Consider the following 21230-nt stretch of genomic DNA (forward strand, 5'->3'; position numbering starts at 1 on the left):
GAGCTATGCCGAAGCGCGAAGATATCAAATCCATCCTTATCATCGGCGCGGGTCCGATTGTCATCGGCCAGGCATGCGAATTCGATTATTCAGGCACACAGGCCTGTAAAGCCCTGAAGGAGGAAGGCTACCGGGTCATCCTCGTCAACTCCAATCCCGCAACGATCATGACCGACCCTGGCCTCGCAGACGCGACCTATGTCGAGCCGATCACACCGGAAGTCGTTGCCAAAATCATCGCCAAGGAGCGCCCGGACGCGCTGCTGCCGACCATGGGTGGCCAGACGGCGCTAAACACTGCGCTCTCGCTCAAGCGCATGGGTGTACTGGATCGCTACAATGTCGAAATGATCGGCGCGAAACCCGAAGCCATCGACATGGCTGAAGACCGTGCCTTGTTCCGCGAAGCGATGAAGCGGATCAACCTGGAAACGCCTAAGTCGATGCTGGCCAACGCCACCGACATCAAGGACGCCGATCGCAAGACGCATGAGGCAGCACGCGCAGAGCTGAAGGCAAAGCTTTCCGGCCCGGATTTGGACAAGGCACTCGACAACCTCGAAAACCAGTGGAACCTCGGCGAGACCGACCGCAAGCAGCGCTACATCAGCCACGCTCTTGCCGTTGCCGCGCAGGCGATCGACGTCGTCGGTCTGCCCGCCATCATCCGCCCATCTTTCACCATGGGTGGCACCGGCGGCGGCATTGCCTATAACCGCTCGGAGTTCTTCGAAATTATCGGCGGCGGTCTCGATGCCTCGCCGACCACCGAAGTGCTGATCGAAGAATCAGTTCTCGGCTGGAAGGAATATGAGATGGAAGTGGTCCGTGACAAGGCGGACAACTGCATCATCATCTGCTCCATCGAAAACATCGACCCGATGGGCGTCCACACCGGCGACTCCATCACGGTAGCCCCTGCACTGACGTTGACCGACAAAGAATATCAGATGATGCGCAATGCATCGATTGCGGTTCTTCGCGAAATCGGCGTCGAGACCGGCGGCTCCAACGTACAGTTTGCCGTCAATCCGAAGGATGGCCGTCTGGTCGTCATCGAGATGAACCCGCGCGTTTCGCGCTCGTCCGCGCTTGCCTCCAAGGCCACCGGCTTCCCGATTGCCAAGGTCGCAGCCAAACTCGCCGTCGGCTATACGCTGGACGAGTTGGACAACGACATCACCGGTGGTGCGACACCTGCATCGTTCGAGCCATCCATCGACTATGTCGTGACGAAAATCCCGCGTTTCGCCTTCGAGAAATTCCCGGGCGCTTCGCCAATTCTGACCACCGCCATGAAGTCTGTTGGTGAAGTCATGGCCATCGGTCGTACCTTTGCGGAATCGCTTCAAAAGGCACTACGTGGTCTGGAAACCGGCTTGACCGGTCTCGATGAGATCGAGATTCCCGGCTACGAAGAAGGCGAAGGCTCTAAGAACGCCATTCGCGCCGCCATCGGCACGCCGACGCCAGACCGTTTGCGCATGGTGGCCCAAGCACTGCGCATGGGGATGTCCGAAGCTGAAGTGCATGAAAACTCAAAGATCGACCCATGGTTCATCGCCCAGTTCAAGGCGATCGTGGACATGGAAGCCCGCGTGCGCGAGCACGGCTTGCCGCAGGATGCTGACAACCTGCGCTCCCTGAAGGCCATGGGCTTCTCCGACGCCCGCCTTGCCAGCCTGACCAAGAAGCGCCCGAAGGAAGTGGCGGAGCTTCGCAACAGCCTCAACGTGCGCCCCGTTTTCAAGCGTATCGACACCTGCGCTGCCGAATTCGCGTCGCCAACCGCTTATATGTATTCCACCTACGAGACGCCTTTCGTCGGCCAGTTGCGCTCTGAAGCGCAGGTTTCGGACCGCAAGAAGGTCGTCATTCTCGGCGGTGGCCCGAACCGTATCGGCCAGGGCATCGAGTTCGATTATTGCTGCTGCCATGCCGCCTTCGCGTTGAAGGATGCGGGCTTCGAAGCCATCATGATCAACTGCAACCCGGAAACCGTGTCAACCGATTACGACACCTCCGACCGACTCTATTTCGAGCCACTGACGGCTGAAGACGTGATTGAAATCATGCGTGCCGAGCAGGAAAAAGGCGAGCTGGTTGGCGTCATCGTTCAGTTCGGTGGTCAGACACCGCTGAAGCTCGCCGAGGCGCTGGAGAAGAACGGCATCCCGATCCTCGGCACAGCGCCTGATATGATCGACCTCGCCGAAGACCGCGACCGCTTCCAGAAGTTGCTGATGAAGCTCGACCTGAACCAGCCGAACAACGGCATCGCCTACTCGGTCGAGCAGGCCCGCCTCGTAGCGTCCGAAATCGGCTTCCCGCTGGTCGTGCGCCCATCCTACGTTCTGGGTGGTCGTGCCATGCAGATCATCCATTCGGAAGGTCAGCTCCAGACCTATCTTCTCGATACGGTCCCCGGCCTCGTGCCCGAGGATATCAAGCAGCGCTACCCCAACGACAAGACCGGCCAGATCAACACGCTGCTGGGCAAGAACCCGCTGCTGTTCGACAGCTACCTGTCCAACGCCGTCGAAGTCGACGTGGACGCGCTGTGCGATGGCGAAAACGTCTTCGTTTCCGGCATCATGGAGCACATCGAAGAAGCCGGTATTCACTCCGGCGACAGCGCCTGCTCTCTGCCATCGCGTTCGCTGTCCGAGGACGTGCTGGACGAGCTGGAACGCCAGACGACGGCTATGGCCAAGGCGCTCAATGTCGGCGGTCTGATGAACGTGCAATATGCCATCAAGGACGGCAAAATCTACGTCCTGGAAGTCAACCCGCGTGCTTCGCGCACCGTGCCTTTCGTGGCAAAGACCATCGGCGCACCCATTGCCAAGATCGCAGCCCGCATCATGACGGGTGAAAAGCTGGATGCGGCAATTGCCGCTTATGGCGAAAAACCGGATCCGCGCAACCTCAAGCACATCGCCGTCAAGGAAGCCGTGTTCCCGTTCGCACGCTTCCCCGGCGTCGATATTCTGCTCGGACCGGAAATGCGCTCGACCGGCGAAGTCATTGGCCTGGACACCGACTTCGCTCTGGCCTTCGCCAAGGCGCAGCTGGGTGCGAGCGTCGATCTGCCACGCTCCGGTGCAGTGTTCGTCTCCGTTCGTGACAACGACAAGGAACGGGTACTGCCCGCCATCCGTCATTTGGTGGAAATCGGCTTCAGGGTTCTGGCGACCGGTGGCACGCAGCGCTTTCTGGCTGAACAGGGCATCAATGCCGAGAAGATCAACAAGGTTCAGGAAGGCCGCCCGCACATCGAAGACGCCATCCGCAACCGCCAAGTTCAGCTCGTCATCAATACCACCGACAGCAATAAGGCGATTTCGGACAGCAAATCCTTGCGCCGTGCAACGCTGATGCAGAAAGTGCCGTATTACACGACGATATCAGGTGCAGAATCTGCCGCCCTCGCCATCAAGGCGCTGAAGGCAGGTAGCTTGGACGTGCGGCCTCTGCAAAGCTACTTCGCGTAAGCGTGGAGGTCTCCACGATACAAAAGGGCGCGTCACTGACGCGCCCTTTTTCTTTTTAATTTGGGCCCTCAGTGCGCCGTATTTGTCGCCGCCACCCCGTCGAGCTCTGACATGACATCATCCGGCAGAACGAGATTGGCTGCGGCAAGATTTTCATGCAAATGCACGACTGATGATGTTCCGGGGATGAGCAGGAGGTTGGGCGCTCGGCGCAAAAGCCAGGCGAGAGCAACCTGCATCGGCGTCGCCTCCAGACGCTTTGCAACGTCCGACAGGGCCGATGACTGAAGCGGGCTGAAGCCGCCCAGCGGAAAGAACGGGACATAGGCAATGCCGTCCTTGGCCAAGCTGTCGATCAAGGCATCGTCCTGCCGATGCGCCAGATTGTACATGTTCTGAACGCAGACGATCTCAGCGATTCCGCGCCCCTCAGCGACCTGAGCAGGCGTGACGTTGCTAAGGCCGATGTGGCGAACCAGACCCTGCCGCTGCAGCTCTGCAAGTGGCGTCAGCAACGGTTCGATGGAGCCTTCTGCGGGTCCATGGACATCGAACATGACACGGAGATTGACCACGTCCATGACGTCAAGGCCGAGGTTACGAAGATTGTCGTGGACGGCACTCGTCAACTCTTCAGGCGAAGAGGCGAGGTTCCAGGATTTGTCGTCACCACGCTTGGCACCGATCTTTGTGACGATGACAAGATCGTCCTGATAGGGATGAAGCGCTTCGCGGATCAATTGGTTTGTGATGTGCGGCCCGTAAAAATCGGAGGTATCGATGTGGTTGACACCTGCTTCCACGGCAGCGCGTAAAACTGCAACAGCGCCCTCACGATCCTTCGGCGGTCCGAAAACACCTGGCCCTGCAAGTTGCATGGCGCCGTAGCCCAGACGCTTGACCGTGAAATCTCCGAGTTTGAACGCTCCGGCTTTATCGATGGTGGTCATGTTTTTTCTCCTGATGGTCTGACGGCAGGATAGCTGCTGTTGCAGTTTAAGATAATGGGGTACGCTCGGTACGGACTGTGCGGGATTACGGACAATGAAAATCAACCTGGATGATCTCAACATTTTTGTCGCGGTGGCACGTGCAGGCGGTTTCCGTGAAGCGGCGCGGATCGCAAGCAGCAGCCCTTCGGGAATGAGCGATGCCATCCGCAGGTTGGAGGCCGAACTCGGTGTGCGGCTCTTGAACCGCACGACCCGCAGCGTCTCGACGACCGAGGCCGGACAGGGCCTGCTCGCACGACTGACGCCTGCCCTGACGGAGGTGGAAGCAGCGCTTGATGTCGTCAACGGCTTTCGCGACAAGCCCGCCGGGACGCTGAGGCTCAATGTGCCGGTCAGCGCTGCAAGGCTGGTGCTGCCAGACCTCGTGTCACCTTTCCTTGCAGCCTATCCCGATATTCACCTCGAAGTCATCACCGATGAAAGCTTCGTCGATATTCTGGCGGTCGGTTGCGACGCTGGTATCCGTTATGATGAGCGTCTCCAGCAGGATATGATTGCAGTGCCCATCGGGCCACGCACCCAACGTCTCGCAACCGCCGCCTCCCCGTCATATCTCAAGCAGTTCGGTGCGCCCGAACATCCCCGAGATCTCCTCAACCACGCCTGCATCCGCGGTCGCTTCGCCAGTGGTTCCATCCCACCATGGGAATTCGAGCGCGATGGCGAGGTCATACTGATCGAGACCAAGGGGCCGTTGACCGTAAGAATCGGTGGCGCGACGGACCTTGGCGTCGACGCTGCGGTCGCCGGTACCGGCATCATCACGCTTTTCGAAGACTGGCTGCGTCCCCATTTCGACAGCGGTGCGCTCGAGCCGGTGTTGGAACCATGGTGGCAACGCTTTTCCGGTCCATTTCTCTATTATCCCGGCAGACGCTTGGTGCCTGCTCCTCTCCGAGCCTTCATCGATTTCGTCAAAGCCGCCAATGAACGCAACGTATCGCCCGCCTCAAGGCGAGGGCTTATCCAACCGATGACATAGTCGTGCCTCTGTTCCCGACGGCTTTCATCAATTTACGGATGGACTGCATGTCTTCGCGAAATCGCTGGAACTCTTGCGCCTTCTTTTGTTCATCGGGAATGCGCAACAGATAGGACGGGTGGACAGTGACAAATAACGTCCTGCCGCCATCCATCGGCATCGGCCTGCCGCGAAGGTCGGATAGCTTTTCGCGCAATTCGGTCAAGGCAAATACAGCCGTAGCCCCCATTGCAACGATGAGCTTGGGCTGGACCAGATCGATCTCCCGTGTCAGCCACCAGCGACAGCGCTGCACCTCGCCCGCATCCGGGCGCTGGTGAATACGCTTTTTCCCACGCGCCTCATATTTAAAATGTTTGACGGCGTTGGTGACGTAGAGTGACTTGCGATCCATGCCGGTTTCTTCCAGAACCTGATCGAACACCTTGCCCGCAGGTCCAACGAACGGGCGTCCAGCCAAGTCCTCAAAGTCGCCCGGCTGCTCTCCGACGATCATAATTTCGGCATTACCAGGCCCTTCGCCGAACACGGTTTGCGTCGCCTTGCAATGCAGCGAACACATCGTGCAGCCTTGTGCTTCGTGCTTCAAGCCTTCCAGCGTCTCGGCATCCGGCAGGACGGGTGCCGGTTTGCTGTCTGCGGCCGCCTGAAGACGATGGTGAAACAGCTGCGGCTCGGTCGCCGCCTTTGCTCCCATTTCCAGGACACGCCGCTCAGCGTTCAAGATGAGATCCGGAATAAGCTCTGCTTCGGGCAGGTTTTTCCAATATTTCTTCGGCATTTCCGCCGTCATCGCCTTGATCTTAAGCCGCGCCGGATTGAATATATTGGCGTAATAGGTGCGCCATAGCTCATCCGTCTCGTCGGAAAGATCGGGCTGCTGTGCTGCGACCCTTGATGTTTCCAATGTCTCGCCGTCCCAACGTGCGGAACCCTTGGGCGTCAGGATCATCCAATCCATATCGGTAAAGCGACGCTGGAAGAATGACGCCTTACGCTCGACGATGAAATGGTCTGGCTCAAACCACGCCATGAAACGCCTCCGCCCGACAACACCAGGCAACAAAGGCACTTCCTTGAAGCGCACGAAGGCCGTCATCTTGTGACTATCGCGTCGGACGGATTTCTCCATCTTCCGCGCTTCCACCACATCCGGGTCCGACTTGAATTCCAGCAAGGCCCTGTCCTGACACAAACGCCAGAGCAGGCGGTAGAGCAGCGCAAAGCGGGTCGGATCGCTGTGGCAGATGATGGTTTGCGCGAACGGCATGAAGGCCGCAGGCACATTCACGTTGCTAGCACCGTCGATCTGCGGAACGCGATTTCCTTCTTCGAACCCGAAAAGACCAGCCTCCTCGCCTTGAAACCGCCATTCGATCTCATGCGGAGCAACATTGGCAGACAGGAAGTTCCGCGCCGCATCCCGCCACTCGGTAAAATCTCCCCGCCCTTCCAGCGAAACCCTGAACATTACAGCAGAGACAATTGTTCGGGCTGCGGTGCAAACATGGCACGCAGATCAGGACGCTCCGTCAACTTGCCCGGTGTCCATCCGCCTGCAACAACGAAGGCCTTCACCTTTTTCAACGACACTCCGAAGCGCGCGATATCTTCCAGTCGCAACTGCCTAAAACGGCGCGACGACAGAATGGATTTGACTGTCTTGGTACCAAAACCCGGCACCCGCAACAGCATTTCCCGGTCAGCCGAGTTCACATCGACAGGAAATTGCTGCCGGTTCGCCAACGCCCAGGCAAGCTTGGGATCAATATCGAGATCCAGCATGCCATCTTTCTGGGTGGACGCGATTTCATCGATATCGAAGCCATAGAATCGATAGAGCCAATCGGCCTGGTACAGCCGGTGTTCCCGCATCAAAGGCGGTTTGATCAAGGGCAGATTTTTGGACGAATCAGGAATCGGGCTGAAAGCGGAATAATAGACGCGGCGTAGACCATAGCTGCCGTAAAGACGGGCGCTGGTGGACAGGATTGTCGTATCGTTAGCCCCATCGGCCCCGACGATCATCTGGGTACTCTGGCCCGCGGGCGCAAATTTCCTCACGCGCTTCGTTTGCAACGTCGGTTCGCCCGCTTCTTCGATCTTCAGGCGAATGTCTGCCATGGATTTGCGGATATTGATTGGCTGCTTTTCCGGCGCAAACTGCCCGATACCGCTATCTGTCGGCAACTCTATGTTGATCGAGAGACGGTCGGCGTAAAGGCCCGCCTCTTCCACCAGACGCGCCGATGCCTCGGGAATGGATTTGAGATGAATATAGCCGCGGAATCCATGGGTCACCCGCAATTCACGCGCTACACGCACCAGTTCCTCCATCGTGTGATCAGACGAGCGGATGATGCCTGACGACAGAAACAATCCTTCTATGTAGTTGCGCCGGTAAAATTCCAACGTCAGCCACACCACCTCCTCCACCGTAAAACGCGCCCGCTCCACATTGCTGGAGGAGCGGTTGATGCAATAGGCACAGTCGTAAATGCAGAAATTGGTCAGCAGTATTTTCAGTAGCGAAATACAGCGGCCATCCGGTGCATAGGCATGACAAATACCAGAGCCCTCAGTCGACCCCAACCCTCCCGACGCGGACGAGTTACGCTTTGTCGTGCCGCTCGAAGCGCAGGACGCATCATACTTAGCCGCGTCGGATAAAACTGCTAAACGCTCTTTTATTGACTTTTTCATACATATGTTCACTATATGTTCTGAATATATGAGTCAACGACGTGATATGAAATCCCGGTGAATTTACGAGAAGTTAAAACCTTCAAATGTGCTGGCCTTTCACTCCCGTGTTCTGATATAGTATCGGAAATTGTGATTTTGACATGGTTCCGTAGTTTTGCTCCGGAACCTGTTTCTTTTTGTATCTGCGGGTATCGCAGCTTGAATGCGAAGGAAGAAAAAATGGTAGAAAAAGTACCAATGACTCAGGGTGGTTTCGTCAAGTTGCAGGAAGAACTGCGCTTTCGTCAGCAGGAAGAGCGCCCCCGCATTATCGAGGCTATTGCCGAAGCACGTGCCCATGGCGACCTCTCGGAAAACGCAGAATATCACGCTGCCAAGGAAGCACAGAGCCACAATGAAGGCCGTGTTGCAGAACTTGAAGACCTGACGGCACGCGCCGAGGTTATCGACCTGTCGAAAATGTCCGGCACGACTATCAAGTTTGGCGCGACCATTAAACTTGTGGATGAAGATTCCAACGAGCAGAAGACTTACCAGATCGTCGGCGATCAGGAAGCGGACGTCAAACAGGGCCGTATTTCCATTTCCTCCCCCATCGCGCGTGCGCTGATCGGCAAGGAAGTTGGCGACAGCATTGAGGTGAACGCACCCGGCGGTTCGCGCGGCTATGAAATCCTCTCCATCAACTGGGGCTGATCCAAGCTCCTTTCTCAACGAGATCCCGATTTTGCCCCATGTCGACTTGGCGGACGCCCGGGTGCTTGCGCCGAATTTCAAGCGCAGGCTATCCGGCGTAACATCCACCATCATCCAGCTTGTGCCCGTGCAAAACAGAAAGGGGCAGAAAGTGGTGGCCATCGGGCCGGGCCTGCCCAACAGCCTGCCACGTGTTCGCTTTCGCGATTTGTGGCAGCTTTGGCAAAGGGGTCCGGATCAAAAGCCACGCATCTGGCATGCGCGGCGAAATATCGAGATGCTTCCAGGCATTATCATGCGCGACATCTTGCGCATGAAGGTGAAGCTGGTTTTCACGTCTGCATCTCAACGCAAGCACAGCGGCTGGACGAAATTCCTGGTGTCGCGGATGGATGCGGTGATCGCGACGAGCAACAAGACAGCTTCGTATCTCGACGTTCCCTGCACTGTGGTCATGCATGGTATCGACACCGAACGCTTCTCACCCCCCGTCGACAAAGCAGTGGCGAGACAAGCTCTTGGCCTGGGTAGCACCCAAAAATATATCGGCTGCTTTGGCAGGGTGCGTCATCAAAAAGGGACTGATCTTTTTGTCGACACGATGATTCAAATCCTGCCGCAAATGCCCGTTTGGTCAGCGATCATCGCCGGACGCGCAACCGGACCACATGTGGAGTTTGAAAACGGTATGAAAGAGAAGGTCCGCGCCGCAGGCCTCTCAGACCGTATTTTGTTTGTTGGAGAACACACCAATATCAATGATTGGTATCGCGCTCTCGACCTCTTTATCGCCCCCCAACGTTGGGAAGGTTTTGGCCTGACACCGCTGGAAGCCATGGCCACAGGCGTGCCGGTCATTGCAACCGATGTAGGTGCCTTTCCAGAACTCATCACGCCTGAAACAGGCGAGGTTATCGCTAGAGACCAGTTGGACGTGATGATCGAAACCACATCGCGCTGGTTGAACTACGACGCCAAATTGACGAAGGCGTCCATCGCTGCGCGTCAACATGTGGGCGAACACTTCACGATTGACGGTGAAGCCGAACGGATCGGACATCTCTATGATACGATCAAGGCTTCCGCTTGAAGAGCTCGATATAAGACGAAGCCACAGCCTCCTCTGAAAACTGGTTCATCAAAGTCTCGTGGCCGCCATCGACAACCTGTTGCGACAGCAACTTGTCATTCAAAAGATTGCTGATGGCTGACGCAAAACTCGTGTCGTCATCGATTTCCGCCAGCAGGCCGTTTCGACCATCCTGCATGAACCAAAGCGGCCCCTCGGATTTGGAGGATACAACCGGCTTTTTCTGTGCCCAGGCCTCTAGAATAACGTTACCCAGCGGCTCGTGGCTGGAGGGCATGACGAAGATGTCGGCGCCCGACACGTAGGGGCGTGCATCATCCTGCCAACCGAGAAAGCGAACGCGCTGACGCATACCGCGCGTATCGACCTGCGCTTCCAGACGTTCCCGCTCCTCGCCATCACCCGCCAGCCAAAGATAGACACCCGGCAGGGCAGCGACCGCATCGATCAGCGTGTGAAACCCCTTGCGCTTCACGAAGCGCCCCATGCTCATCACCACCGGTGCTCCCTCAGGGGTATCGAGAGCAGCGCGCGACACCGGCGCGACGACCTGCGTGTCGGTGAAATTGGAGATTATTTCCACACCGCGCGTCCACCCCAACGCCCGAACATGCTCGCCAATGCCGGGCGTGTTGCAGACGAGGATGTCCGAATTCTTGAAATAATCCAGCTTGGGTGGGTAGTCGCCGAGGCGCGAAAGTTTGATGCAGCCTCTATAGTTCGGCATCAATTCGCTGGCCCGCGGTGCCCACGCCATGAGCGCATCCGGTTTGGACGTCTGCGCCATGGCGCGAACTTTGAGGGGAAGCAGGATTCGATCCAATGAGAGATTACGGAAATTGCTCTGCGTAATACGCGCCACTGTCTCGATATCTTTGCGCCAGACCCGATTTTTGCGAATGACGCAACTCTGCTCGACGCCACGTTTTGCCAACGCATTAACGAGGTGGACGAAGAAGCGCTCCGCGCCACCATCTTTACCGAAATGAAAATGGCAGACTCTCACTTGTTTGCCGCCTCTTCAAACAGTTGCATATAGGAGGCTGTGATGGCCTGCTTGGAGAACCGGCTGCGTGTTGTTGCATATCCACCTTCGACAAGCTTGGCACGAAGGTCCTGGTCATCCCTCAGCCGGCTGATGGCAATGCGCAGACCCTCTTCATCTCCACAATCCACCATCAAGGCATCGACTTCGTCCGTCATGACGAAAGATGGACCTTCGGCACGAAACGCCACCGTCGGCTTGCCCGCACCCCATCCTTCAAAACAGACATTCCCGAGCGGCTCATGCAAAGATGTGATCGCAAAAACATCTGCAGCATTGAGATAGGCGTAGGCGTCGGTCTTCCAACCCGGTAGCTTGATACGCTCATGCAGACCAAGCTCATCAATCAGTTTGATCAGTTCCTCGCGCTCGGGCCCGTCTCCCAAAAGCCAGAGATAGGCACCGTCTATGTCTTTGATGGCGCGGATGAGATGCGCGAAGCCCTTGCGCTTTACGAAACGACCCATGGCCACGACGACGAAAGCATTCTGTGGCGTATCCAGCGCACTCCGGGCGATCGGAGCAACGGGTGCCGCATTGCTGAAATTGGGAATAACCTCGATGCGGCGCGTCCAGCCCATGCGCCTCACACGATCGGCCATATCAGGTGTGATGCAAACAAGAACTTCGGAGTTCCGATAGTAATCCAGATGTTCCGGGTAATCCCCAAGCCGGGAGATTCGAAGGGCTGTTTTGACGTTCGGCATGAAGCGGCTGGCACGCAATTGCCATGTCATGATCACGTCTGGTTTGAATTCTTTGAGGATGCGCTTGAGACGCCATGATAACAGGAACCGCGACAGCGAAATGCGCCTGAACACGCCTTCGTAAACAATCGCGGTGTTTGCGATTGCCGTCTTCCAACTCCTGCCGGGGCGGATCAGAACACGCTGCTCCACTCCCTGCTCGCCCAACGCACCGACGAGATTCACAAAAAAGCGTTCCGCACCTCCGTCTTTTCCGAAATGAATGTGCAGGACTTTCATTTTGTATTCCTCGTCCGCTCCATATCATCGACATTGGGCCGTCGCTTCAGCGCGTGACGCTGATAAATTTTTGCCTGCGTCAGAAACGCGTAGACGCCGCCCGTTGCCGCTTCGATGAAGCCGGGCACGCCGCAGCGCCACAGACCATTGTGAAAATACAGGCGAAGGAAATACAGCATCGGAGAAAACAGAAGATCTGAAAGATGGGCATCTCGCCCTTCGGCAAACTGCTGGTCGGCTTTCAGGGTCGAATATTTGTTTTCCTTCAGCACCTGCTCGTCAATGATGAGGGGACGATAATGGAGCAGGCTTCCCTTGTCCGCTGCCTGCACCATCCCCCTCGGCACAATCCCCTCGTGCACTTTCTGGGTAAGATCATATGAACCTTTGCCTGAGCGGATGAGCCGAAGGTTCTTGCGCTCACGCACATTGACCGGCGAATAGCCGTACCCGATGAGGTAAGGCCTGCGGGCCACTCTCCAGCCGACAATTGTGTCCGATGCCGACAACAAATCCGGCAGCGCCGCGCGCAACGCACCATCCAGCCGTTCATCCGCATCGATGTTGAGGCACCAGGGCTGTGTGCACTGCTCCAACGCGAACTGCTTCTGTCCCGCATATCCGCGCCAAGGCTCGAACATGAACCTGATAGGCCAACCCTTATCGATGTAGGACTGCACGAGCGCCTGCGTCCCATCCGTCGAACCGGAATCGACAATCACGATCTCAGCGCATTCCTCAAGGCTCTCGATGCAGTTACCGAGATAAGCCTCTTCATTCAGGCAGATGATGAAGGCGGAGAGATCGAGTTTTTCATGCATCGCGGGCAACAATGGATTGAAGATAGACAGTTTTTCTATCCCGTGCGACGACGGAATAATTACAATTTTGCTTGAGATGAACCAATAGAGCGTCGATCTGCTCCTGTCCAACGATGTGAGGATGAAGCTCTACGATGATATGGCGAATATTTTTAAGAGAAGGCAAAGCGAGCAAATCGATTTCTGCGCCCTCGACATCCATGACGAGAACATCTGGATCAATTTCCTCCAGAATAGCATGAAACGCGACACTTTTAACCACCGTTTTGCGGTCGTTGCGCTGTCTGTCGTAGACACTCGAGGAGATCACGTTATCGCTTTGATAAAAGACCACGTCCTGGCCATCCGTCGTGACAGCCCGCATTGTCAGTGATGGCGTCAATGCATTGAGCACATGGTTCTTGCGAATGATGGCTTCCAAAGATGCATTCGCCTCGTAGCAGAAGACATTTTGGTCGCCCACGATCCGTGCAGCCAGTAAGCTAATGAAGCCGATGCCGGTACCAATCTCCAGCACGCGCATACCAGGCTTCAGAAAAGTCAGCAGGAGGTTTCGCTCGGTATCTTCGTATTTGTCTCGAAGAAGTTCCTGCCGGACATTTTCGGGTATCACACCCTTTTCAATGACAATTTTCAGGCCTTCTACGGTTATGGATTTTGCATTGACCAATTCGAGGAAACGCCTCTTGGCAGACCGTAAAATTTTCTTCACAAAGACACCTAGAACGTGAGTATCATCTCGGGAGGCCCATTTGTCCCGTAAATCTGCGACATCAATTACCCACACTGCGCCACCAAGCAAAGGTTTTGTTACGTAAAATTCCGCTTTTGTGCTAAACGCTGGTAAAAAGTGAGCGAAATTCGGTGAAGAAACCTCTCTCGCAGAACTTCGGGCCTCATCGGCCTAATGTTTTTTGCAAAAATGTTGCGCAGCGAGATTTAACACAACATCATCAAATGCGACCGGATAGAACGTCTGGTTTACAGGCGAAACAGCGGATAGCAAATGACGCCGTTCGCTCTTTCCTTCCGAGATCATCGAATGCCATACTTTCCAAAACTTACTGAAATTCCCGCCCGAAGCTTTGTCGACACGTTGAAAACGACATACGAAACCTGGCGAATTGCTGCCAGAGAAAAAAGATCTCGTCAAAAGGTGCCAATGGATCTGGCAAAGCAAAGCACCCGTCTGAGCGACAGTGGCTGTGATGTCGTCGTCATATGCCACAACGACATTCATTTGATTTCCAAGTTCCTCGATCACTACAGGTCGCTCGGAGTATCTCGCTTCATCGTTGTGGATGACGCTTCCACCGATGGCACCCGGGAATTCCTGCTGGACCAACCCGATGTCGACCTCTGGACGTCGCCAATTCGCTACTCTGAAGCGAGACGCGGACGGCAATGGCGTGAGCAACTATTCGACATTTATGGCAAAGACAAATGGTACGTAAACGTCGATTCCGATGAGTTTCTGATCTTCGCAGACAGCGAGACCCACTCAATTTCCGATTTGATAAAAGCATTGGAAGCTGCGGGCGACAAACGTCTGGCTGCGCCAATGCTGGATATGTACAGCGATCTTGCTGCCGGCGATTACAACCCTGACGCCCAACCATGGCAGATTTCGGACCATTTGGATGTGGAGGGCTACGATCTAACAATCGAGAAGCGTGGCGTGAGTATCAAGGGCGGCCCGCGCAACCGCAGGTTTGGCGAAGAAAACGAATTGATGAAATACCCCGTCATTTATTGGGACGAAAGCTGCTATTTCGGCAGCAGTCCTCACAGGCCTCTACCATATGGCCGCAACTTCCCGGAAACTTGGGGCGTTCTGTTACACTTCAAGTTTTTCGTGGATTATAAGGACAAGATCGCGGAAGCCGTTCGCGAAAAACAGCACTTCGGCGGCTCGGCGCACTATGTGAAGCTTCTGGAGGAAATCGAGCAAAAGGGTGCCATCGACCTTTATGATGAAAACGTCTCGACGCGGTTCATAAGCTCAAAACAACTCGTCGATCTAGGTTTTATGACGCCCATAGACTGGGAGTAGGTCAACGTGCCTACACGCCAACAAGCCCTGCCCTCTTCACCTGCCTTATCGTCAGCATGGTCCTGACGGTATCCACATGCTCGTCGGCCGTCAGCACTTCGATGACGAAATCCTGAAACTGGGTGAGGTTTTCGGCCACGCAGTGAAGCAGGAAATCGCTGTCACCGGAGACCATCCAGGCTTGACGGACCAGTGACCATCGCTCGGTCACGGCAGCGAAGGCTTTGAGGTTGGCTTCGGATTGCCGCTTCAGGCCTACCATGCAGAACGCCACGAGATCGAAGCCGAGTTTGGGCGCGTTCAGCATGGCATGGTATCCTTCGATGATACCAGCGTCTTCCAGCTTGCGCACCCGCCGCAGACATGGGGGCGCGGAAATGCCGACGCGGTCTGCAAGGTCGACATTTGTCATGCGTCCGTCAAGCTGTAATTCGCGCAGTATTTTTAGATCGATGGCATCAAGTTCAACGCTTGCCACTATGCTCTTCCTTGAGTGATCTGGAATGCTTCCTTCTACTCTTCACGACGGGATTCGCAATAATCCTTCAACGTCGCGACACAAAATTGCGTGTTCACAGCCTTATGCCCTGTTGGTAACGCAAGGCTGCCCTTGAATATCTGCACTGGACCCTCTTAAATACCAAGCATTGAAGGGGTGTAACGTGGTTGAGCGATCACATCGGCTCCCAACTCCCAATCCCCTGTTTTGAAAGGAACGCTCCATGTCTGCCCGCCACGCCAAGGTTTTGATCATCGGCTCCGGCCCCGCTGGTTACACGGCTGCAATTTACGCAGCCCGCGCCATGCTGGAGCCCGTGCTGATTGCCGGTATGGAACAGGGTGGGCAGTTGATGATCACCACCGATGTGGAAAATTATCCAGGCTATGCGGACCCGATCCAGGGTCCATGGCTGATGGACCAGATGTTGAAGCAGGCGACGCATGTGGGTGCACAGATCGTCAACGATCTGGTAACAGAGGTAGAGACCACCCGCCGCCCGTTCACGGTCAAGACCGATTCCGGCGCAGTTTGGACAGCTGATACGCTGATCATCTCCACCGGTGCCAAGGCCAAGTGGCTCGGCATCGAAAGCGAACAGCAATTTCAGGGATTCGGCGTTTCCGCCTGCGCGACCTGCGACGGCTTCTTCTATCGCAACAGGGACGTGATCGTCGTCGGAGGTGGCAACTCCGCCGTGGAAGAGGCGCTCTATCTCTCCAACATCGCCAAGACCGTGACGGTGGTTCACCGTCGCGACAGCTTCCGATCCGAGAAAATCCTTCAGGAACGCATTTTCGCGAAGGCAAACGTCAACATCGTCTGGAACAGCGAGATTGCCGAAATCACCGGCACCCCGGCCAAGCACCCAATGCCGCCATCGGTGACAGGTGCCCGTATTCGCAACACGAAGACAGGTGAGATCACAGAGATGCCCGTCCATGGCGTGTTCGTTGCCATTGGCCATGCGCCTGCGGTCGAACTCTTCAAGGATAAGCTGAAACTGAAGCCGAACGGCTATATGTGGACGGCACCCGATTCGACGGCCACGAACGTCGACGGCATATTTGCCGCCGGTGACGTGACGGATGACACATACCGGCAGGCCATTACCGCCGCTGGCATGGGCTGCATGGCCGCCCTAGAAGCGGAACGATTCCTCGCAGCGCAAGCCCCGCTTGCGGTTGCTGCTGAATAAGAAAGGGTACAACCCGCATGCCTATGCCATTGGACTGGGACAAACTGCGCATATTTCATGCTGCAGCCGAAGCAGGCTCTTTCACACACGCCGCAGACAAGCTGCATCTGTCCCAATCGGCCATCAGCCGCCAAGTCAGCGCGCTGGAGCAGGATGTCGGCGTCAAACTGTTTCACCGTCACGCACGCGGGCTTATCCTCACTGAACAGGGTGAATTACTCTATAGAACAGCACATGACGTTCTGCTGAAGCTCGAAACCGTCAAGATGCAGTTGACGGAAACGACAGAAAAACCCAGCGGCAAGCTGCGTGTCACCACCACTGTTGGCCTCGGTCAGGGATGGCTGACGGACAAGGTGCAGGAATTTCTTCAGCTTTACCCCGAGATGTCGATCCAGCTCATCCTCGACAATGAGGAACTGGATGTGAACATGCGCCACGCCGACTGTGCCATTCGTCTGCGTCAGCCGCAGCAATCGGATCTCATTCAGCGCAAGCTGTTTACGGTGCACATGCACGTCTATGCAGCGCCCTCCTACATCAACCGCTATGGAGAGCCGCAGTCGATCGAGGATCTGGATACCCACAAGATCATCTCCTTTGGCGAACCGGCGCCGAACTATCTTCTGGATGTCAACTGGCTGGAAAATGCCGGTCGCTCGTCCGACAACACACGCATTGCGCATTTGCAGATCAACAGCCAGACATCAATCAAACGAGCCTGCCTGCTGGGAATCGGTATTGCCTGCCTACCGGACTATATCGTCGGGCGTGACCCGGGCCTCATCCAGCTGTCTCTACCCGCAGATATTCCATCGTTCGATACCTATTTCTGCTACCCGGACGAACTCAAGAATGCCGCGAAACTGAAAGTCTTCCGGGATTTCGTTGTCGCAAAGGCTCGCAACTGGAATTTCTGATTTCGGCGAGAATCAAAAAATAAGCTTAAAACCGTTTGAAATCATGACATTATTAGAATCGACTTTTGCAGAAAGCAGCCGGTTTCACTCATCGATTTGCGAAATAAATATGACAGTGAATGAGAGTGATGCGTGGGACGCAAGGCTGTTGTGCACAAAAAAGAGTTGAATGCTGCCCAAAAAAGCACCATATCGCACACAGCTGATGCACACGGCGGCTTTTCCTCCCAGTTCCGCCGCGTCAGCTGTTCCCCTCTGGAGGTTATTTAACCTTCACACTTATAAGGGCCCTGGAGCAATCCGGTGGCCCTCTTTTTTTACCTGCAATAATTTTCTGCAAAACAAGCCATTTACGACATGAATAGACCTTGTTGTCGGCCCCTTCACTTTCCATATTGAAGTCAGCTGCTGCAGATGCTTTTTGTGTCGGGCAGCTGTTCCCCTCTGGAGGTTTTAACCTTCAAACTGTCAGGCCGCGGAGAAATCCAGCGGCCTTTTTTTTGCCCAGCCGAATTAAAAGAAGTACGGCCCTTGATATCGAGTTTTGTCGATATAAATATCGGTATGGATAGATACACGGAAACGAGATGAACCACGAAGACGCCTTGAAGGCCATTGCACATCCCATGCGGCTGAAATTCCTCGAATGGCTGAAAGAGCCGGAACGGCATTTCAACCAGGCACATCCTTTCACCATGGGGGTGTGCGCTCATCAGTTTGAGATCAGCGGCCTGTCCCAATCGACGGTATCCTCCCACCTCGCAGCCTTGCAGGCAGCAGGATTGATACGGTCGCGCAAGGTTGGGCAATGGAACCTCTATGAGCGCGACGAAGAAAACATCACGACTTTTCTGACCTATCTGAACCAGAAGCTTTAGGTGCCGTTCAGGCGCTCTCTATCAACCAGAAGAGAAAGCACGATCCCATGACAAAACTGTTCGAGCCTGCACAGGCAGGCGATATCGCACTTGCAAACCGTGTCGTAATGGCCCCACTGACGCGTAACCGTTCACCAGGTGCCATTCCCAACAATCTCAACGCGACCTATTACGAGCAGCGTGCAGGCGCTGGCTTGATCGTAACAGAGGGAACCCCGGTTTCTCAGCAGGGACAGGGTTACGCAGACGTCCCCGGTCTTTACAAGCAGGAAGCGGTCGATGGCTGGAGGCAGGTCACCGACGTGGTGCACAAGGCGGGCGGCAAAATCGTTGCTCAAATCTGGCATGTAGGCCGTATTTCCCACACATCACTTCAGCCGCATGGTGGCCAACCGGTCGCTCCCTCCCCGATCAAGGCGAAGTCAAAGACCTATATCATCAATGATGACGGCACCGGGGGCTTTGCAGACACGTCCGAACCACGGGAAATCGGCCTTAATGAAATCCCCCTTATTCTTGATGACTTCCGCACCGGTGCACGCGCAGCGCTCGACGCTGGGTTTGATGGCGTCGAAATCCATGCGGCCAACGGGTATCTTATCGACCAGTTTCTGAAGACTGGCACCAATCAGCGCACGGACGACTATGGCGGCTCGATCGAAAACCGAGCACGCTTCCTGCTTGAAGTGGTCGATACTGTTGCCAAGGAAATCGGCGCTGGTCGCACAGGCATCCGCCTTTCTCCGGTAACACCAGCAAACGACATTTACGAGGACAACCCGCAGCCGCTGTTTGAATATGTGGTCAAGGAACTCGGAAGCCGTGGTCTCGCCTTCATCCACGTGATCGAAGGGGCAACTGGTGGTCCTCGTGACTTCAAACAGGGAGACAAGCCATTCGACTACGCCGCGCTGAAGGCCACTTACAGCGATGCAGGTGGCAAGGGTCTCTGGATTGCCAACAATGGTTACGACCGCGAAAGCGCTCTCGCAGCCACAGAAAGCGGCAAGGCTGATGCCATCGCGTTCGGCAAGGCATTCATCGCCAATCCGGACCTGGTCAAGCGCCTGAAAGACGATGCTCCGCTAAACGAGCCGAACCAGCAGACATTCTATGGTGGTGGCGCAGAAGGCTACACCGACTACCCTGCCCTCGGCTAAACTGAGAACCAGCGCTGCGTCCTTCACCTAAGGGCGCGGCGCTTCTTTTATTTGCCGCTCTCAGTTAGGGCGCTTCCTCGTTAAAACGAAGCTCCCTAGGGCAAGGTATCAACCACTTCGGCTTCCGGCCTGTCACCGCCTTGGCTGTGTTCGATATGCCAGCGACCGCGCTCATCCTGATAGTAGATTTCCTCGTCCTCGCCGCCAACCTGCTGTTCCGCAGCCGCGATGCGAGCGGCTTCCACGGCATCCGAATGCGTGGGAAAGGCTTCGGAATAGGCCCCGTTCATCCGGTAAGCCCAGCCGCCGTCATGCTCCACAACTTCATATACAACTTTGGTCATGTACACTTCCTCCAGATACATTGAAGGCCAGTGGCAACCTTTGCCGCAACCGTGCATTGAAGGACCAGAGTGCGGCTTTGTCGCCATGTCCTTCAACCACTATCCTACCAAAATGCCAAATGTGCAAACCTGCCTATTACGGCGCATCGCCCACCCATCAGATAGTAATACGGAAGGGCAACCATGTCAGTCGCCACAGCGCTGAAACAAGAGCGCATGCTGCTTGCCGCAGTCCCCTGCGCCATTGCCGCGTATTTTGCAGAGCACGCATTTCTGGATGGCAGCAAGGCGCTGTCCTTTGTCATTGCGGCAGCGCTCATCGGGGTGATTATCCTCGTTTCCATGCGGGTTGCGCACCATGCGGAAATCCTCGCCGCCAAAGTTGGCGATCCATACGGGACGATGATCCTGACACTGTCGGCGGTGGCCGTAGAAGTTCTGATCCTCGCCATCATCATGAGCGAATCGACCTCTCCCACGCTCGTGCGCGATACGATCTACTCGGCGGTGATGATCGACATCAACGGTATTCTCGGTATCGCAGCCCTTCTTGGCGGCCTTCGCCACGGCGAGCAGCCCTATAACGACGATTCCGCCCGCACATACGGCGTGATGATCCTGACCGCCATGGGCATATCGATGATCGTGCCGGAATTCATTCCCGATGCGAAATGGCATTTTTATTCCATGTTCACCATCGGCGCCATGATTGCGCTTTATGCGCTGTTCCTGAAAATGCAGGTCGGTCCTCACAGCTACTTTTTCAGCTATCGATATCCGCGCACCGAACGGAAAAAGACCGCAGCAGAACAACAGGCAGAGGCTGAAGAAGAGGACGAAGACGGTCCGGCATCCTATTCGATTGCAATCATTCTCGCGGGCGTCGTCATCATCGGTGTGCTGGCGGAATTCATGTCGGCTTTCCTCAGCCACGGCCTGGAAGGAAGCGGCGCGCCACCCGCACTGATGGCGGTTGTGGTTGCGACCATTTCGGCCGCGCCTGAAATCATGACCGCAATGCGCTCGGCATTGCGCAACCGCATGCAATCTGTCGTCAACATCGCCATGGGCGCTTCGCTTTCCACGGTCATTCTGACGGTGCCGGTTATGGAAGGCATTGCGCTGTACACCGGCCAGCCCTTCATCATGGCGATGACGCCGGTGCAGACCGTCATGGTTTTCATCACCCTCATCGTCGCCGCGATCAACCTCAACGACGGCGAAACGAATGCCATCGAGGGCATGACCCACTTCATTCTCTTTGCAACGTTTATGATGCTGCTGTTTCTGGGGCTGTGAAACAAAAAAGCCCGACATCGCTGCCGGGCTTTCTCCTAATTCGATC

The 21230-nt window shown here is 55.7% G+C and carries 19 protein-coding genes; 10 read left to right on the forward strand and 9 right to left on the reverse strand.

Annotated elements, in window-relative coordinates; genetic code table 11:
• Positions 1-5: 5 nt before the first annotated feature.
• Complete coding sequence (gene carB, locus RMR21_RS10175; protein ID WP_498667912.1) at positions 6-3494, forward strand: carbamoyl-phosphate synthase large subunit; 3489 nt, start codon at positions 6-8, stop codon at positions 3492-3494.
• 68 nt (positions 3495-3562) lie between these two features.
• Here carB and RMR21_RS10180 read toward each other — a convergent pair whose 3' ends face one another.
• Positions 3563-4444 carry an aldo/keto reductase family oxidoreductase gene (locus RMR21_RS10180; protein ID WP_498667913.1) on the reverse strand — a complete coding sequence of 294 codons (882 nt, stop codon included), beginning with the start codon at positions 4442-4444 and terminating at the stop codon, positions 3563-3565.
• 94 nt (positions 4445-4538) lie between these two features.
• On the opposite strand from RMR21_RS10180, the gene RMR21_RS10185 reads away from it, so the two are divergent.
• Positions 4539-5489 carry a LysR family transcriptional regulator gene (locus RMR21_RS10185; RefSeq protein WP_498667914.1) on the forward strand — a complete coding sequence of 317 codons (951 nt, stop codon included), beginning with the start codon at positions 4539-4541 and terminating at the stop codon, positions 5487-5489.
• On the opposite strand, the gene RMR21_RS10190 is transcribed toward RMR21_RS10185, so the two are convergent.
• Positions 5470-6960: a UdgX family uracil-DNA binding protein gene (locus RMR21_RS10190; protein ID WP_498667915.1), complete on the reverse strand. Its 1491-nt coding sequence runs from the start codon at positions 6958-6960 to the stop codon at positions 5470-5472. The genes RMR21_RS10185 and RMR21_RS10190 overlap by 20 nt on opposite strands.
• Entirely contained in the window at positions 6960-8192 is a 1233-nt protein-coding gene (locus RMR21_RS10195) for a putative DNA modification/repair radical SAM protein (protein ID WP_498667916.1), read from the reverse strand. The genes RMR21_RS10190 and RMR21_RS10195 overlap by 1 nt, the downstream gene beginning before the upstream one ends.
• Positions 8193-8414: 222 nt before the next feature.
• Between RMR21_RS10195 and greA the strand changes: the two genes are divergently transcribed.
• The gene (greA, locus tag RMR21_RS10200) at positions 8415-8891 is read left to right on the forward strand and encodes a transcription elongation factor GreA (protein WP_045228709.1); all 477 of its coding nucleotides are present in this window, start codon (positions 8415-8417) and stop codon (positions 8889-8891) included.
• Between the two features lie 31 nt (positions 8892-8922).
• Complete coding sequence (locus tag RMR21_RS10205; protein ID WP_498667917.1) at positions 8923-9981, forward strand: glycosyltransferase family 4 protein; 1059 nt, start codon at positions 8923-8925, stop codon at positions 9979-9981.
• Here RMR21_RS10205 and RMR21_RS10210 read toward each other — a convergent pair.
• The 4 genes from RMR21_RS10210 to RMR21_RS10225 are packed head-to-tail and all read right to left on the reverse strand — an operon-like array spanning position 9965 to position 13545.
• The gene (locus tag RMR21_RS10210) at positions 9965-10987 is read right to left on the reverse strand and encodes a glycosyltransferase (protein ID WP_498667918.1); all 1023 of its coding nucleotides are present in this window, start codon (positions 10985-10987) and stop codon (positions 9965-9967) included. The two genes, RMR21_RS10205 and RMR21_RS10210, sit on opposite strands and share 17 nt — an antisense overlap.
• Complete coding sequence (locus tag RMR21_RS10215; RefSeq protein ID WP_498667919.1) at positions 10984-12012, reverse strand: glycosyltransferase; 1029 nt, start codon at positions 12010-12012, stop codon at positions 10984-10986. The genes RMR21_RS10210 and RMR21_RS10215 overlap by 4 nt, the downstream gene beginning before the upstream one ends.
• Positions 12009-12833 (reverse strand): glycosyltransferase family 2 protein, encoded by an 825-nt coding sequence (locus RMR21_RS10220; RefSeq protein WP_498667920.1) that lies wholly within the window; start codon positions 12831-12833, stop codon positions 12009-12011. The genes RMR21_RS10215 and RMR21_RS10220 overlap by 4 nt, the downstream gene beginning before the upstream one ends.
• The gene (locus RMR21_RS10225; protein ID WP_498667921.1) at positions 12826-13545 is read right to left on the reverse strand and encodes an FkbM family methyltransferase; all 720 of its coding nucleotides are present in this window, start codon (positions 13543-13545) and stop codon (positions 12826-12828) included. The genes RMR21_RS10220 and RMR21_RS10225 overlap by 8 nt, the downstream gene beginning before the upstream one ends.
• 384 nt (positions 13546-13929) lie before the next feature.
• On the opposite strand from RMR21_RS10225, the gene RMR21_RS10230 reads away from it, so the two are divergent.
• On the forward strand, positions 13930-14886 hold the full coding sequence (locus RMR21_RS10230; RefSeq protein ID WP_498670130.1) for a glycosyltransferase family 2 protein: 957 nt from the start codon (positions 13930-13932) through the stop codon (positions 14884-14886).
• Positions 14887-14896: 10 nt separating this feature from the next.
• Here the strand turns inward: RMR21_RS10230 and RMR21_RS10235 are convergent, their stop codons facing one another.
• Positions 14897-15364 carry an Lrp/AsnC family transcriptional regulator gene (locus tag RMR21_RS10235; protein ID WP_498667922.1) on the reverse strand — a complete coding sequence of 156 codons (468 nt, stop codon included), beginning with the start codon at positions 15362-15364 and terminating at the stop codon, positions 14897-14899.
• A 244-nt stretch (positions 15365-15608) separates the two neighbouring features.
• On the opposite strand from RMR21_RS10235, the gene trxB reads away from it, so the two are divergent.
• From trxB to RMR21_RS10255, 4 genes are all read left to right on the forward strand, one after another.
• The gene (gene trxB, locus RMR21_RS10240) at positions 15609-16583 is read left to right on the forward strand and encodes a thioredoxin-disulfide reductase (RefSeq protein WP_498667923.1); all 975 of its coding nucleotides are present in this window, start codon (positions 15609-15611) and stop codon (positions 16581-16583) included.
• Positions 16584-16606: 23 nt separating this feature from the next.
• Complete coding sequence (locus tag RMR21_RS10245) at positions 16607-17503, forward strand: LysR family transcriptional regulator VtlR (RefSeq protein ID WP_045228700.1); 897 nt, start codon at positions 16607-16609, stop codon at positions 17501-17503.
• Positions 17504-18090: 587 nt separating this feature from the next.
• Positions 18091-18381, forward strand: a complete 291-nt coding sequence (locus RMR21_RS10250; protein ID WP_498667924.1) for an ArsR/SmtB family transcription factor — start codon at positions 18091-18093, stop codon at positions 18379-18381.
• 47 nt (positions 18382-18428) lie between these two features.
• Positions 18429-19541, forward strand: coding sequence for an alkene reductase (locus RMR21_RS10255; RefSeq protein ID WP_498667925.1), 1113 nt, complete (start codon positions 18429-18431; stop codon positions 19539-19541).
• A gap of 95 nt (positions 19542-19636) precedes the next feature.
• Here the strand turns inward: RMR21_RS10255 and RMR21_RS10260 are convergent, their stop codons facing one another.
• The gene (locus RMR21_RS10260; protein WP_498667926.1) at positions 19637-19885 is read right to left on the reverse strand and encodes a DUF2188 domain-containing protein; all 249 of its coding nucleotides are present in this window, start codon (positions 19883-19885) and stop codon (positions 19637-19639) included.
• 183 nt (positions 19886-20068) lie between these two features.
• Here RMR21_RS10260 and RMR21_RS10265 point away from each other — a divergent pair, with 183 nt between their 5' ends.
• The gene (locus RMR21_RS10265; RefSeq protein ID WP_498667927.1) at positions 20069-21184 is read left to right on the forward strand and encodes a calcium:cation antiporter; all 1116 of its coding nucleotides are present in this window, start codon (positions 20069-20071) and stop codon (positions 21182-21184) included.
• The last annotated feature ends 46 nt before the right edge of the window (positions 21185-21230 follow it).

Origin of the sequence: Agrobacterium sp. rho-8.1 (assembly GCF_033957725.1) — a bacterium.
GTDB lineage: Bacteria > Pseudomonadota > Alphaproteobacteria > Rhizobiales > Rhizobiaceae > Agrobacterium.

Coding starts and splice junctions, on each gene's coding strand:
- carB (WP_498667912.1), top strand. CDS start 6: ATGCCGAAGCGCGAAGATATCAAATCCATCCTTATCATCGGCGCGGGT.
- RMR21_RS10180 (WP_498667913.1), bottom strand. CDS start 4,444: ATGACCACCATCGATAAAGCCGGAGCGTTCAAACTCGGAGATTTCACG.
- RMR21_RS10185 (WP_498667914.1), top strand. CDS start 4,539: ATGAAAATCAACCTGGATGATCTCAACATTTTTGTCGCGGTGGCACGT.
- RMR21_RS10190 (WP_498667915.1), bottom strand. CDS start 6,960: ATGTTCAGGGTTTCGCTGGAAGGGCGGGGAGATTTTACCGAGTGGCGG.
- RMR21_RS10195 (WP_498667916.1), bottom strand. CDS start 8,192: ATGAAAAAGTCAATAAAAGAGCGTTTAGCAGTTTTATCCGACGCGGCT.
- greA (WP_045228709.1), top strand. CDS start 8,415: ATGGTAGAAAAAGTACCAATGACTCAGGGTGGTTTCGTCAAGTTGCAG.
- RMR21_RS10215 (WP_498667919.1), bottom strand. CDS start 12,012: ATGAAAGTCCTGCACATTCATTTCGGAAAAGACGGAGGTGCGGAACGC.
- RMR21_RS10220 (WP_498667920.1), bottom strand. CDS start 12,833: ATGCATGAAAAACTCGATCTCTCCGCCTTCATCATCTGCCTGAATGAA.
- trxB (WP_498667923.1), top strand. CDS start 15,609: ATGTCTGCCCGCCACGCCAAGGTTTTGATCATCGGCTCCGGCCCCGCT.
- RMR21_RS10245 (WP_045228700.1), top strand. CDS start 16,607: ATGCCATTGGACTGGGACAAACTGCGCATATTTCATGCTGCAGCCGAA.
- RMR21_RS10250 (WP_498667924.1), top strand. CDS start 18,091: ATGAACCACGAAGACGCCTTGAAGGCCATTGCACATCCCATGCGGCTG.
- RMR21_RS10255 (WP_498667925.1), top strand. CDS start 18,429: ATGACAAAACTGTTCGAGCCTGCACAGGCAGGCGATATCGCACTTGCA.
- RMR21_RS10260 (WP_498667926.1), bottom strand. CDS start 19,885: ATGACCAAAGTTGTATATGAAGTTGTGGAGCATGACGGCGGCTGGGCT.
- RMR21_RS10265 (WP_498667927.1), top strand. CDS start 20,069: ATGTCAGTCGCCACAGCGCTGAAACAAGAGCGCATGCTGCTTGCCGCA.